Raw genomic sequence first — 15,630 nt, 5'->3', positions numbered from 1 at the left:
AAATATTTCAAAATTGAAATGTTTTTTCTGAGATTTCATTTTTAAATGATGTTAATGTTGTATTTACTATAGAACTCAGGAGGAATAAAAATGAGTAAAAATAAAAAAACGGGTGCTGATATTGTGGTGGACACTTTAATCAACCAAAATGTCAAATATATTTTTGGGATCCCAGGAGCTAAAATCGATAAAGTTTTTGATGTATTAGTTGATCGTGGCCCAAAATTAATCTTAACAAGGCATGAACAAAATGCTGCTTTTATAGCAGCGGCAGTTGGAAGGATTACTGGTGAACCAGGAGTTGTTTTGGTTACAAGTGGTCCTGGCGCTTCAAATCTTGCAACAGGTTTAGTAACAGCTAACTCTGAGGGCGATCCTGTTGTTGCCATTGCTGGGAATGTTGGTCGAGAAGATAGTTTAAAAAGAACACATCAGGCAATGGATAATGCTGCTTTGTTTCAACCAATTACAAAATATAGTAAAGAAGTAGTTCATCCAAATAATATTTCAGAAGCATTGGCGAATGCTTTTCGGGAAGCAACAGCGGGACGAAAAGGAGCTGCTTTTGTTTCATTGCCACAAGATATTGTTAATGCTGAAGACATTCAACATGAGGCATTGGTGCTTTCATCAAATTATGATTTAGGGTCAGCATGTGATGAAAAAGTTCTTAATTTAATTGCTGAAATTAATCAAGCTAAATTACCAGTCCTATTATTAGGAATGCGTTCTTCTGATGCAGTTACAACAGCGGCAATTCGTAAAATTGTTGAAAAAACAAAATTACCAGTTGTTGAAACTTTCCAAGCAGCAGGAGTTATTTCACGGGATTTAGAACAACATTTTTATGGTCGTGTTGGACTATTTAAAAACCAACCAGGAGATATCTTATTAGACCATGCTGACTTAGTTATTGCCATTGGTTATGACCCGGTTGAATATGATCCAAAAGTATGAAATAAAAATAAGGATAGTAAAATTATTCATATTGATGAAGTGATTGCTGATATTGATAATTATTATCAACCAACATTAGAACTTGTTGGTGATATTGCTAAGACGCTACAAAAATTTGCGGCTGGGTTTGATAAGTTGGCATTAGCATCAAACGAAAATAAGATTTTAGATGATTTAAAATCAAAACTAGAAGATGGGCAAAATATAAAACATATTGAAAAAGCTAATTTAACACATCCGTTGCATATTATTCATACTGTTCGAAAATTAATTAGTGATGATATGACTGTAACTGTTGATGTTGGTTCATTATATATATGAATGGCTCGTCATTTTCGTTCATATGAACCGCGAACATTATTATTTAGTAATGGGATGCAAACATTAGGAGTTGCTCTGTCATGAGCAATTGGGGCCGCATTAGTTCGGCCTGGTAAAAAAGTAATTTCAATGTCAGGAGATGGTGGTTTTCTGTTCTCAGCAATGGAATTAGAGACGGCTGTTCGTTTAAATTTACCAATTATTCATTTAATTTGAACTGATGGAACTTTTGATATGGTTGCTTTTCAACAAAATATGAAGTATAATCGAACATCAGGAGTTGAATTAGGACCAGTTGATTTTGTTAAATATGCTGAAAGTTTTGGTGCAATTGGGATGCGAGTTAATCATCCAAGTGAATTAGAAGATGTTTTGCAAAAAGCTTTTGCTGCTAACAAACCTGTTGTTATTGATATCCCCGTTGATTATAGTGAAAATATTTTATTAGGAAAAACATTATTAGAGAAAGAGATTTATTAGTTATGATGCAAAAATATGGAAAAATTTATCAATTTTCAACAATTGCAAGTTTAGCAGCTGGTAACTTTGATGGAGTTCTTGATTTTCGTGCTTTGTTAAAACAAGGTGATTTTGGGTTAGGAACTTTTGATTACTTAGATGGTGAACTAGTTGTTTTAGATGGTGTTGCGTATCAATTAAAAGCTGATGGTAAGGTTAATTTAGTTAATTTAGATATGACAACACCTTTTGCTTCAGTAGCTTTTTTTGAACAACATAAAAAAATTGTTATTTCACAACAGTCTAATTATGAAACAGTACAAAAAATTATTCTTGAGAATTTACCAAGTTCTAATTTATTTTATGGAATTAAGATTAATGGTTCCTTTTTAGAAATGAAAACACGAACAGTTTCTCGTCAAGAAAAACCATATCCAACATTATTAAAAGCAACTGCTCATCAAGCGGTTGTTGAAAGTAAAAATGTAACAGGAGATATTGTTGGATTTTGAACACCTGCTTTTGCAAATACTTTGGGAGTGCATGGTTTTCATTCGCACTTTATTAGTACGAAAAAAGATACTGGTGGTCATATTTTTGATTTTCTATTAGAAACAGGTGTTATTGAAATATCTTATTTTTCAAAAATTGATTTAGAGTTACCGATAACTGATGAGTATTTAACTAAAGAGATAATGAGTAAAGAATTGCAACAAGAAATTGAATTAGCTGAAAAAGCAAAAAAATAATTTTTTTCAAATTTGTTGCTTTTTTAAATAAAAAAGAAAAAGCATATTACTTTTGGAGGAAAAAATGAAAAAATTATTAAATTTATTATGAGTCTTTTCATTGCTCACAAGTGGGGCAATTACTGTTGTAAGTTGTACCCCTAAAACAAATAATGAGAATGGTGATGGCACAGAAGAAATTAATGATGGTCATAAAGATGTTGAAATTTTAAATAAAATTAGTGAGAAAGTTAGCACAAGTTTTGAAAATTTATCATTTAAAGAAGATATTGAACGAAATAACCCTTATATGTTAATAGCATATACACGAGTTTCTGATAGTAAAAAAACCTATCAATTAAATGATAAAGATCAAGATGATTTAGCAATTAAGAATGAGTTTCTAACAACCTTTCGTGCGGTTTTTGATAATGTTAATCGTGAAATTAAGAATGAGTATTCAAATTATTATCCAAATAGTGATCATGTTTCCTTTAGTGAAAACGATATTATGATAGAGTTAAATTTTATTGATATTGAAAAATTAATTGAGTTGTCAGGATCACCAAATATGGATGGATTACAAGCAGTTGCAATTAATTTTAATGTTAAATACGAAGTTAAATTTAAAGATTTAGTAAGTGATAATAAATATTATGTATCGTTTAATATGACAACAGATTTGAAAAAATTTAATTTAGTTAAAGGGGGTGCTTTAAGTTATTTTAATCAAAATATCATTGATTTTTATAACGATAAAGATCAAATTGATGTAACTACTGGTGATTTTAAAACTTTATATGATAATTTTAATCTTGATTATAAGAAAGATTTAACTACAATAGACAATATTTATAAAAAGATATTAACTAATTTTATTCAAGCCAATGAAAATTTAAAGGATATGATTACTTATAGCAAAGATAAAGCATTTTTGGAAAGTCAAACAGTTTTGTTTAATAGTGACTATGATCGTGGTTTTTATTATAATAATGGGAGCAATGATATAGCTGATGCATCATTATTAAGTAAATGAGTTAAAGACAATAATGTTGAGGAAGCAAAACCAGCTGACTTTGTTAGTTTATATATTAAATCAGTAGTCCCAAAATTTGCTGCTGATTCAAAACTTGAATTAGGACAATTTAAATTTTCCTTAGATTATGTTAATATTTTTGGGATGACATTATCTGGCTATTTTAATGCTAGTAATACTGACTTTATATCAACAGTTATTTTAACAAAAGATAAATTGGAAACAAAAATATCTAATTTTGCTAATATTATTATTGCCTTTTTAAAATATTACAAAGTAAATTTTAAAGGAGGTTATCATTTTAATGTTTCTACCAATATATGGAATAATTTAGTAGAAAAATATTTGGCTAATAAATTAACAAATTATTCATTACCAGTAACTTTATTTAAAGAATTTACTAGCGATAAAGATGTAATCAATCAAAAATTAGCAGACTTAGATTTGGTTGCTTTTAAACAAGTAACCGGTTGGTATTCTAAAGAAATAGATTATGATAAAAATAATAATCTTTTCTGGTTTAATGGTGGTGGACGTGACGCCAGTTTTGTTTTTGGAAGTTCAAACTTTTATTATATGCCGTTTTATTATTTATGAAGTAGTTATCGTTATGATGTTGTTAAAAGATAAATTTTTAAAATAAAAAAAGTTTCTAAAACTTTTTTTATTTTTTTAATTAGTCTTACAATTTAGTTATTTATATTATAAAATTAATTTATAAAGCAAAATAGAAATTAAGAAATTTAGTTTTAGACAATAATAGAAAGTGAGGTCAACAATAAGTGACATGATTTGACAAAACAGATAAAGAATTGGAACAAGAATTTGAAACAAATTTAAGTTCGGGTTTATCATTAGAACAGGCACAAGAAAAATTAGTTAAAAATGGTAAAAATGAATTGCCAAAGCCAAAAAATAAACATTGAAGTTTAATTTTTTTATATTCATTATTAGACCCTTTGTCAATTATTCTAATTATTGCTGGTATTGCTTCGGTTGTTATTCAGAAGGTTGTTAATAATAAAATTCATGTAATTGATTTTGCTGTAATTTTATGTATTGTTTTGTTAAATGCTTTTATTCAAACAATTGAACAAGTGAAAGCAAAAAAATCATTAGAATCATTAAAGAAAATGACAATTCCAGTTGCGGTTGTAAAACGGGATGGTGATATTATCGAGATTTCAGCCAACGAATTGGTTGTTGGTGACATTGTTATTTTAGAAGCTGGAAAATATATTCCAGCGGATATTCGTATTTTAGAAGCAAGTAATTTGTTTATTGATGAAGTTGCTTTAACTGGTGAATCAGTTCCGATTGAAAAAAATAGTATTGTTTTAACAAAACAAAAATTAGTTTTAGCTGACCAAACTAATATGGCTTTTATGTCAACTTTTATTACAAATGGAAGAGCAATCGGGATTGTTGTTGCTAATGCTGTTAATAGTGAAATTGGTAAAATTGCGGCAGGAGTCGTTAAGGCCAAACAAGGAAAAACACCCTTACAAATCAGACTAACAAAATTAACAAAAGTAGTAAGTATTTTTGCTATTTTATTAGCAATTTTTGTCTTTGTTTTCTTTCTATTGACTGATGAAAATAGTTGACCAATCAATTTAATGACATCAGTCACAATTGCTATTGCTGTTATTCCAGAGTCATTAGTTGTTATTGTGTCAGTTATTTTATCATTGTCAGTAAAACGAATGGCTCGTGTTAATGTTATTGTTAAAAAATTAGATGCTGTTGAAACATTAGGGTCAGTCAATGTTATTTGTTCAGATAAAACAGGAACTTTAACTCAAAACAAAATGACAATTAAAGAAGTAATTTTTAATAATGAAACTATGAAAGAAAGTGCTTTTCGTTTTGAAACAGACAATCGAGCAGCATTTCATTTTATTAATTGTTTAACATTTTGTAATGATGCTATTAATGTTAAAAAAGAACGAATTGGTGATCCAACTGAAATTGCTTTAATTGATTTTACAAGAAGGTTTACGATTAGTGAAGTTAAATATCGTGAACAGTATGCTCGAATCTTAGAAGTTCCGTTTGATTCTGATCGAAAATTAATGTCAACTGTTAATCGGGTTAATAAACAAGAGTTTGTTTATACAAAAGGTGCACTTGACCAATTATTAAAACATTGCCATAAGATTTATTTAAATAATAAAATTATTCCTTTAACTGCAACAATGAAAGAAGAATTACAAGAAAAAGCTTTAGAATTATCAAGTCAAGCAGTACGAGTATTAGCTTTTGCTTTTAAAGAATATGATAAGAAAGAAATTGAAAGTGATTTAATTTTCTTAGGTGCAGTTGGGATGATTGACCCGCCGCGCCCAGAAGCAGTGGAAGCGGTTAAAAGAGCACATGAAGCTGGTATTAGAGTAATTATGATTACAGGAGATCATAAAGCAACAGCTTTGGCGATTGCAAAAGATTTAAATTTAGCAATTTCAGAAGCGAATGTTATTTCTGGTCATCAAATTGATAGTATGAATAATAAAGAATTACAAGAGAAATTTAGAGATGTTTCGGTTTTTGCAAGAGTTAATCCTGATCATAAAACAAGAATTGTTGAGTGTTTACAAGCAATGAATTATGTTGTGTCAATGACGGGTGATGGTGTTAATGATGCTCCAAGTTTAAGCAAAGCAGATATTGGAGTAGCAATGGGAATTACTGGGACTGATGTTTCAAAAGAAGCAGCAAATATTATTTTGCAAGATGATAATTTTTCAACTATTATTCGTGGTGTTGAAGAAGGAAGAAATGTTTATCATAAAATTAAACGGGCAATTGCTTTTGTTTGTGCAGCACAGTTAGCTAATGTTTTGGCATTTATTATTATTTCTGTTTCAACGCAAATTAAGCCATTTGATTCAGTTAATATTTTATGATTTAACTTGGTTGTTGAAACATTAATGGCTATTCCAATCGGTTTAGGAGATAACGATAATCGTCTAATGTTAGATAAACCACGAAATAAAAAAGAGTCCTTTTTTACTAATAGTTTAGGAACGATTTTATATTTAGCATTTGTTACGGCGGGAACTGTTATTGCAACATTTTTTATTGGAAAAGAAGTTTTTAATAATGTTGAAGATGCTAAAATTGCGACAATTTTAGTGATGGCATGTTCACCGGTTATTTTTGCTTTTGCAATTCAATTACCAAACTATCAGATTAAAGCCCATCATAAAATGGAACCAACCAATTATTATTTATTAGGAGCATCATTAATTGCTTTAGCATTAAACTTTTTAATAATATATGCGCCAGGGTTAAATTTAATCTTTTTATCAACAGCTAATGAAAATAAGTTTGAGACGTCCCCATTATTATCTTGACAAATGTCAATTATATCATTGGGAATGATGGTTATACCATTGTTACTGCTATTGGCTTATGATGGTGTTCGTAAATTCATTGGACGATAAAATAGTTGCTTTTAAGGCAACTATTTTTATTTAGTTAAAAAAACATAATTGTAAATTATCTTATTAAGGTTTATAATATATAGATAGTGAAAAGTGGTGAAATATAATGAAACAGTGTGTCATTAAGGATCAAATTTGTTGTGGGGCTGATTGTCGTTGTGAGAGTAGTTGCTGTGATCATAACGTGGCAACAATTAAAAGTTTTGTTAAAATTATTTCACAAAAATGAGCTTTAAAAATAATTAATGTTTTGAATGAGCAAGAGTATGGTTTTAATGAATTGCATAACCATTTAAAGGAATGTACTAGAAAAGTGCTAACAGAAACCCTTAATAATTTAATTGAAAAAATATTATTCAAAAAAAGATGTATCCTAAAAACAATGTAATGTATTCTTCTTATCGTTTAACAGATGTTGGATTTGAATTAGTACGGATGCTTTATCAAATCAAACGATTTAGTTGCGCTTATTTAGTTGATTAAAGATTTGGAATATTTTTTAAAAATATTTTATTTTTCTTATATAATAAACTTAATATATATTTAGAATGGGTGGATAATATGTTAAATCTTGCAAAAGAGGCTACGCGAGGGTTTACAAAAAAAATAACTCAGTTTATTGGGCTAATTTTGTTCATCATTGGGGCACTATTAACTTTTACGGCACTTTTTTCGACTGTTTTTCAAGTTAAAAATGGGTTAAATGATGTTAAGAAAAACAGTATTCTCTATCATTATGAAATTCAAATGGATAGTTTGAACATTGATAATAATGTTTATAAAAGAAATTCGAATTGAAAAATAAACGAAAACAATCGAGCTTTTTTAGCACAATTTTATGATGAAACTAAAATTGATAATAATCACTTAACTTTTAATAATATTAGAGCGGATGTTTTAGGTTTAAATTGTGATTTAACAAATAATCAAATTTGTACATGATCAAAAGAGCCATCATATTTGAATAAGCAAACAGGGACAGCATCTTTTACTGCTTTAGTTAAAAATTTTGGTGGTAATATTTCTTCAGCATTTTTAAGTTACATTGTTCATCATCCTAACCAAAGCCAATTAAGAGCTTTAATTGATGATGACAATATTACTTTAAATCTTAGTTATGATGTTAGTTATCAGTTTGTTGCTAATAATTTGGCCAAAGATACGCAGTATTTTAATGCTGTTGCCGTTAGCAAAGATAAAAATTTGCTATTTAATGGTGATAGTTGAAGAGGAAATAATGTTTTTTATACTCCATTTAATCGTGTTTTTGACGTAACAAGTCGAGAAGCAGTTACTGAGTTAGGTAAAAATAATATTATTTTAAGTAAGCAATATGTGGACTATAATTTGTTAAATGTTGGAGGTAATTTTAATTTAGGAAATAATTCAAATTTACAATTTAAGATTGCTGGTTATGGTGCTAAATATAGTAATATTTATCCTAGTTTAGCGAGTTTATCAACAATTGCTAGTGGTGGTAAAATAATTGATTTAAGGAATGGTTCATTATTATTTATGAATGACATAAATTATAATACGATTAAACAAAACTTTTCTAATGGTGAAGAAAAGTTTACAGGATTTATTAATGTTAATGGTGATTTAACTGATCCGCAAAAAAAGGCATTGTTACGTAAGGTTTTAAGTAATTATTTTGTTGCACCAGATAATGTTATTGTTGCTTTTGAATCATCATTACTAGGGCAAGTGGTAATGTTAACAAATACCGGTTTTATTATTAATACTTCAATTGCTATTGCCTGTTCAATTATTATTTTAATTATTATTGCCTTTTTCATTAAAAAGGATATTACTCATCAAAAACGACAAATCGGAGTTTTAAAATCACTAGGATATCGTCGATATGAATTGTCCTTTGTATTTACTTTTAATATTGTATTTACGACTTTAATTGGTTGTCTATTAGGATGAGCATTAAGTTTACCATTACAAATGTATTTTACTTCTTCAAACCTATATTCAATTGGTTTACCATTATCACTCTTTTATTTTAATCCGATTATTTTTATTACAGCAACAATTATTATTCCCCTTATTTTTATTGCTATGGCGTTTTTGATTTCATTTATTCTTTTGAGCAGAACAGCATTAGATTTAATTTATGATTTAAAAGGATCAAATTTAAATTTTCGAGTTAAAAAAGTAAGAAGGGGGAGAAAATATGCACACTTTGGGTTGTCCTTTAATATTCATTTATCGTTTACCTTTGCTCTAAAATCATTCGGAAAATGAGTGACAGTGTTAGTTGTTTTAGCTTTTTCATCCTTTTTATTAATCTTTCAATTAGATGCTGGAGTTATGGCACAAGGGATTGTTAATGATTCCTTCCGATATTTTAAAGATGATATAAAATCATATTTAATTGCATCTTCTGATCAACAAGATATTGTTCAAGAGGCCGATAATAGTAAAACATATAATTGAATTACAACAGATGAACGTGACCAACATTATTATCGCGCACAAGTTTTAGATGATAATAAAACCTTTAATTTTCCAGATCTATTAATGTGTTTTTTAAAATTATCAAGTTCTAATCCTACTGGTGTAAAACAAAGCTGTGGTGATTTGTTGAATATTGTTGGTGATCCAAGTGGTCCAACTCTTGTTGAAAGTAAGATTAAATATGATGCCAAAACTAATAAATACCCTTATTTAAATGTTGAAACAGTTAAGGCAATTGTTAACTATAAAGTTAAAGATAGCAAAACTGGGGAATGAATTAATGGGTGAGATCGATTAATTGAAATAATAAATATTATAAAGCCGAATTTAATTAGTCAAGGGTTAACCGAAGCAGATATTCAAACTATTATCACTGGAATTAATATGATTAATAGTTTGGGTTCATCAACCAATGGACAATATCCCGATATTTATTTAGGACCAAATATGGTGTATGATCCAGTTTATGATTTTCCATATGTCTTTTTGTCAGCTGGTTGAAGTCCAGATGATACAAAGAATGCTAAAAATCCTGTTTCACAATTAAATGTTGTTGGTTTATCAAGCAATGAAACAGAACGAAACCAGTTGTTAAACTATCGTTCCCAAAATACTTCCGCTGATGTTGCTCAAAAAGAGGTTTTTGGTTATAAAATTAGTGAGAACCCAGTAGCACATGATTTGAATATGCCAATTAATGAACCAATCCCAGTTATTTTGGCAAAACGAGTTTATCAAGCAATGGACATTAATCCGGGTGATATTTTTAAACTAAATGTTCGCATTACGAATGCCATTGGATATGTTCCTGTTGCTTTTAAAGTAGTTGGTTCAGATGATGCTGATATTAGTTCGGGGAATATTTATATGAATCAAGATTCCTTAGTTACTGTTATGAATCAATGAGTTAATGTAACCGGAAAGGGAATTGTGTTTGCACCTAATTCATATTATAATGTCGTTGCTTCTCGTGCTAGCCTAAGTGGAATGTCTTTGCAACCTTATCGTATTATGTCAGCATTTTCATTAACGGATAATTATGATTTTACAATGTTTGATAATAAAAAAATTGATTTTACTAATGCCCTTGATTTACGAACAAATCTAAAATTATTAAATGGGTTAAATAAGATTTGACCATTTGATACATTACGGGAAAATTATTCGCAAGGAATGCGAACGGTCCGTGATGTTCTTAATGTGTTAGAAGGATTAACAATTGTAATTGTTGCTTTGATTCTTGCAGTTTTAATTTCAATGGTGCTTGATGAAAACCGGCGAACAATTTTAACCTTAAAAGTACTTGGATATCCAACATGAAAAATTATTTCAATTGTATTAGGATTTTATCTATTAGCAATTATTATTGGTTATATCTTAAGTTATGTGATTGCACAATTATTATGAAGTTTAATTGCTAACGTGGTCTTTAAAAGCACCGGAATGCTTTTAATTCCTTCCTTTTCTTTTTATGTTGTTTCAATTGCAACATTAGCAATTGGAATAATTCTATTATTAGTGATTGCGGTTGGAATTTGAAAAATTAAGAGAAACAAGTTAGTAAATATTACATTAGAGTAAAACCAAATGTTATCCATTTTTTAAAATTGGATAACATTTTTTCTTAAAAAGTTATTAAATTTTATATAATGTATTATTTTTTGCTAAACTAATTATATAGTTATTGTTGTAAAGTTGTTCTTAATAAAATACTATTAGCAAAGTGGGCAGAGGTAAGTTGAAAAGAATATGTATATGAGTAGTAATGATAAGTTCTGTTTTTTTCATAATTTTATAGGACCAGATAATATTCTTCAAAATGTTCCTTTTCCTTTTAACAATAAACAATATGTTCAAACAAGAATTGAAGGGGTTGAAAATATTTTTCGGAATGCAATTATCTTTGGTAAGGAAAAAACTTATTTTGGTTCTTCACGTGGTCTTTATGTTTTAATGAATGGTGATTGGAATGGCAACACTTTTTAGGACACTTTTTATGTAGACTTCTGATTTCTAAATTCAACTGGAGTTAAGTAATTCAAACTACCATGAATTCGAATATTGTTGTATCAATTAATGAAATTAAATAGTTCCAACTTTAATTGTTCTAAATTTTTAAATTTTCGACCATTAATAAATTCAGTTTTAAAAGCTTTATAGGTTGTTTCAGCTACTGCGTTATCGTAAGGGCAACCTTTTGCACTTAATGATCTTTTAATATTAAATGTTAATAAAATTTCTTCAATAATTTTATTTTTAAATTCATTACCACGATCTGTATGAAACAACCTAATTTGATTTAGTGGTCGTGTTATTTTATAAAATGCCTGCTGAACTAGTTCAGCAGTTTTATTTGTTCCAGCGCTATAGCCAATTACTTCACGGTTAAATAAATCAATTAGTAAGCAAATATAATGTCATTTTGAACCAACTTGAACATAGGTTAAATCGCTCACAATAACTTCATTTTGTCTTTTATTACTAAACTCACGATTTAGAATATTACTAATTTGATCATTATTTACAGGAGATTTATGATTGCGATATTTTAATTTAGTATATTTTGATACTAAATTATTTATTGCCATAATTCTTCTAATTTTTTGTCGAGATAAAATAATGTTCTTTCTTGCTAAAATAATTTTAATTTTTCTAGCACCATAAACTTTATAGCTTTCTTTAAATGCACTGATAACTTCATTTTCATAAATATTAATTTCAGTTTTAGTGTTCTTATTAATTTGATAATAATACTTTGATTTTGCTATCTTTAATATTTGACACATTTTCCTCACTGAATATTTGTCTTTATTGTTAGTAATTAATATTACTTTTTGCCGATTATCAGTGATGCTTGCTTTAAAATATCATTTTCCATTCGTAATTGTTTGTTTTCTTTTCACAACTGAATAAGTTCATTTTCTTCAACAGAGCGATTGTCTTTAGCTTTAAAAGAACCAGAATTCTCAAATTTTTTTACTCATTGATAAAGAACTGCCTTTGAAATTTTATATTCGTTAACAATTTCAATATTACTTTTACCATTTTTATATAACATTACGATTTGTTTCTTGAATTCATCGGTGTACTGGTTTTTTGCCATTTTTATATTCCTGCTTTCCTAATAATTTTAGCTTATTTTTTACAGTCTACATAAATATGGTCCAAGTTATTGTAACCTATCCAATATATGAGATGATTTAGTTATTGAACGTAATATTATAGTTTCTAAAGAAGAACCAGTTCGTTAAGAATTGGTTTTCTTTTTATGTGCTTTTTATTAGCTTTCGGATAGGATACATATGCGAAAGGAGAAATAAAATGTCAAAAATTAATGCAATTACTGAATTATTTCTAAATGAAGCAGCACAAAACTGAGATAAATCAAAAAAAGAAGATATTTTAGAACATGCAGACACTCATTTAGAAACAACAATTAGAAATTATTTAAAGTATACTAATGTTAATAGTAGTCTATTAAACGAAATGGCAAATCATGGTTATATCCCTTTAGAAAATATAGATATAGTTAAAACTTCTAATGAAGAAATTATAGATTTAGTTACTGTTGATTTGAAAGAACTAATTTATAATAATTTAAAGCAAAATTATATTTATAATTCTGAAGAATTTACTCGATAAGTTCTTTTATTTTATTGTGTGCTTTTTCTTTACTTTCGGATAGGATAGCTTTGCGAAAGGAGAGAAAAATATGATTAATTTAAATTTAATGTCAGGAACTGGATTTAATGGTCAAGGTATTATCGATTCAGTTACTCCATGAGTAAACATTGGAGTTTGATTATTATTCGGTGGTGGTGGTCTGATAATGGCTGTTAAAACTGGAATAATTATTGTTAGAATGGGTATGGCTTCTGATAATCCAGAATTAAGATCAGAATTAAGATCTTCATTGCTTTGGCCGTTAATTTCAACAATTATATTATTTGCAATTCCTACAATTGTAAATGCAGTATTTGCTGCTATGGGATTGAACTTATCACTTTCTCCATCAGCTACTGGATAAATTTAATAAGTTTTATAGAAAGGAGAATATAAATGCAATTATTATCAATATGAGATGGGATTAGTAAAGCATTATTAGATTTGATGTGGCGAATATTTTTACAAGGCCCACTTCAAATTATTAATATTTTTAATAAAATATTAAGTTATTTATCAGGTGGTATATTATCAGATATTTTATTTGGTTCATCACAAAATTTTGATTTTGCAAATCTACCAATTGCATTCTTTATTATATTATTAATTGTTGGATGTATTTGAGTATTAATATTTGGTATTCAACTTATTATATTAATGTGCAAAGAAACAGCTGAAATGAAAGTAAAATTCTTAAAAGCATTTGCTGGATTATTTAAAGGAATAATATTTATTCTTACAATTCCTATAATATTCTTTCTTGCAAACTTTTTTGTATCTAAACTTTCTGAAACAATAAGTGGTGCAATGGGGACAAGCGGATCAATTGCAGATGCTTTGTATAAAGTTGGTTCACCAGATCAAACCATAGGTGTACCTAGTGATTATGGACCACCAGGAAATATTTTAAAATACAACTTAATTATTGAACTATTAACAGTCTGATTTATGTTATTTGTTATTTTGATGACAGGAATGATTTTAGTTCAAAAAGTGGTAGAGTTAATGTTTTTATTTATTATTGCCCCAGTTTTTGGAGTAATTACCGTTCTTGATGATGGTGCAAGATTAAAACAATGAGGAGAATTCACAATAGGTAAGTTCTTAGCAACATTGTCGACATTAATTGGATGATATACATTTATTGGAATTATGCAGTCATTAACAGTAATTATTTATTCTGGTCAAACTTCTTTAGGAAATAATTGAATGGCTCAAGGTGTATTATTATTTATCACAATTGCCGGTGGTGGTTTAGCACTAATTCATTTTTCAACTTTAATAGCAGCATTTATTGGAGAATCGGTTGGAATGTATGAATCAATGGCGTCAATGAAATCACTAGGAGCAGGTTTAGGAATTGGAGCAATGGCAGGAAAAATGACTATGAAAGCTCTTGGTTTTGTTTCAAAGAACAAAGGTAAAGCAGTTAGAGGATCAAAATCATTTGCAGGGACACCTGGATTTGATATGAACCAAATGAATATGTCACAAGCTGTAAATGGCCCTGCAACAATGAGTTCAAATAATATGATGAGTAATTTAATGACAAATCAATTTCAGAAGATGAATTTTGGTCAAAAAATTGCTGATGGAAAATTTGGACAATTAACAAGACGTGGAGGAGTAATGGGCGCTGTTGGTTTAGGAACAGTTGGATTAACTGTTGGTCTTGCGAAAGGAATAGCAAACTGGAAACAAGGTGGATTTAAAGGATTTAGACGTGGAGTTGAAAGAGGTATTGCAGTACCATTTAAAGCAGTGGGTAGAGCATTTACAGGATGAAATCCACAATTAATTTCTTTATCAAAAGAAGCTAGTGTAACAGCAAAACAAAATCAGAATGATTTATTAAGAAATAAAGGAAAAGAATTAGTTAAACAACGTGATTCATTGTTGCAAAAAACAGATTCTATTACAAATGCAAATAGTAAACAGTTTAGCAAAACTCATAAAAAAGTTGATAAGTTGAACACCAAAATATCAAAACATAATGAGTATACTACTAAACGTAGTGACATAGAATTGATTAGAAACACAAATAAAGCAATTAAACAAGATATTAAAGCAAATAAGGGTAAAAAGTTATAGTAAAATTATCCCCTTATTTTTTTAATTTGTTATAATATATCCATAAAAGGAGTTGTTAAATATGGGTATTTTTAAAACAGCAAGTAAATTAGTTTTTGGAGAAGCACCACATAAACGTATGGGTATGACAAGAAAACAGTATGATCAATATTGTGCTATGCGAAAAGAACAAAGTAAAGCAATTGAAGATGAAAAAACAACACAGTCTATTTTAGAATATATTGAAGTGGTTGGATATAAAAGTTGTTGTCAAATTGATGGTAAAGAAAAAGTAGATGCAATTTGAGCAATGCATCCAGAAGTTTTATCAAAAGATGGAACAATTAACCCAGTTTTAGAACAACAAAACACAGTGCAAGATCAAAACAACTCTTTAAAAGAACTTGAACTTAAAAAACAGATCCTTGAAATGGAACTTAAATTACAAGAAATGAAAACTCAACAAAATAAATAGTTGTTTATA

The 15,630-nt window shown here is 28.4% G+C and carries 12 protein-coding genes; 11 read left to right on the top strand and 1 reads right to left on the bottom strand.

Annotation, left to right across the window (positions count from 1 at the left end):
* The first annotated feature begins 90 nt into the window (after nt 1–90).
* From alsS to ACOBWH_RS08750, 7 genes are all read left to right on the top strand, one after another.
* Complete coding sequence (alsS, locus tag ACOBWH_RS08780; protein ID WP_424526522.1) at nt 91–1,758, top strand: acetolactate synthase AlsS; 1,668 nt, start codon at nt 91–93, stop codon at nt 1,756–1,758.
* A 2-nt stretch (nt 1,759–1,760) separates the two neighbouring features.
* The gene (gene budA / locus ACOBWH_RS08775; RefSeq protein WP_424526521.1) at nt 1,761–2,486 is read left to right on the top strand and encodes an acetolactate decarboxylase; all 726 of its coding nucleotides are present in this window, start codon (nt 1,761–1,763) and stop codon (nt 2,484–2,486) included.
* A 64-nt stretch (nt 2,487–2,550) separates the two neighbouring features.
* A complete protein-coding gene (locus ACOBWH_RS08770; protein ID WP_424526520.1) occupies nt 2,551–4,131 on the top strand; it encodes a lipoprotein in 1,581 nt (526 codons plus the stop codon).
* Nucleotides 4,132–4,283: 152 nt separating this feature from the next.
* The gene (locus ACOBWH_RS08765; RefSeq protein WP_424526519.1) at nt 4,284–6,947 is read left to right on the top strand and encodes a cation-translocating P-type ATPase; all 2,664 of its coding nucleotides are present in this window, start codon (nt 4,284–4,286) and stop codon (nt 6,945–6,947) included.
* Nucleotides 6,948–7,053: 106 nt separating this feature from the next.
* Entirely contained in the window at nt 7,054–7,335 is a 282-nt protein-coding gene (locus ACOBWH_RS08760) for a winged helix-turn-helix transcriptional regulator (RefSeq protein WP_424526518.1), read from the top strand.
* Between the two features lie 173 nt (nt 7,336–7,508).
* Nucleotides 7,509–10,994, top strand: coding sequence for an FtsX-like permease family protein (locus ACOBWH_RS08755; protein WP_424526517.1), 3,486 nt, complete (start codon nt 7,509–7,511; stop codon nt 10,992–10,994).
* A 174-nt stretch (nt 10,995–11,168) separates the two neighbouring features.
* Complete coding sequence (locus tag ACOBWH_RS08750; RefSeq protein WP_424526516.1) at nt 11,169–11,399, top strand: hypothetical protein; 231 nt, start codon at nt 11,169–11,171, stop codon at nt 11,397–11,399.
* An 8-nt stretch (nt 11,400–11,407) separates the two neighbouring features.
* Here ACOBWH_RS08750 and ACOBWH_RS08745 read toward each other — a convergent pair.
* Nucleotides 11,408–12,516, bottom strand: a protein-coding gene (locus tag ACOBWH_RS08745; RefSeq protein WP_424526515.1) for an IS3 family transposase whose coding sequence is annotated in 2 segments (ribosomal slippage) — nt 11,408–12,276 and nt 12,276–12,516 — 1,110 coding nt in all. Because the reading frame shifts where the segments join, the coding sequence is not laid out codon by codon here.
* Between the two features lie 218 nt (nt 12,517–12,734).
* Here ACOBWH_RS08745 and ACOBWH_RS08740 point away from each other — a divergent pair.
* From ACOBWH_RS08740 to ACOBWH_RS08725, 4 genes are all read left to right on the top strand, one after another.
* On the top strand, nt 12,735–13,055 hold the full coding sequence (locus ACOBWH_RS08740; protein WP_424526514.1) for a hypothetical protein: 321 nt from the start codon (nt 12,735–12,737) through the stop codon (nt 13,053–13,055).
* Nucleotides 13,056–13,125: 70 nt separating this feature from the next.
* Nucleotides 13,126–13,440: a hypothetical protein gene (locus tag ACOBWH_RS08735; protein ID WP_424526513.1), complete on the top strand. Its 315-nt coding sequence runs from the start codon at nt 13,126–13,128 to the stop codon at nt 13,438–13,440.
* Between the two features lie 32 nt (nt 13,441–13,472).
* The gene (locus ACOBWH_RS08730) at nt 13,473–15,167 is read left to right on the top strand and encodes an Mbov_0396 family ICE element transmembrane protein (RefSeq protein WP_424526512.1); all 1,695 of its coding nucleotides are present in this window, start codon (nt 13,473–13,475) and stop codon (nt 15,165–15,167) included.
* 61 nt (nt 15,168–15,228) lie between these two features.
* Nucleotides 15,229–15,621 carry a hypothetical protein gene (locus ACOBWH_RS08725; protein WP_424526511.1) on the top strand — a complete coding sequence of 131 codons (393 nt, stop codon included), beginning with the start codon at nt 15,229–15,231 and terminating at the stop codon, nt 15,619–15,621.
* Nucleotides 15,622–15,630 lie beyond the last annotated feature (9 nt).

Origin of the sequence: Spiroplasma endosymbiont of Glossina fuscipes fuscipes (genome assembly GCF_049669535.1) — a bacterium.
Lineage (GTDB): Bacteria > Bacillota_I > Bacilli_A > Mycoplasmatales > Mycoplasmataceae > Spiroplasma.
This window is presented reverse-complemented; position numbering and strand designations above follow the sequence as displayed.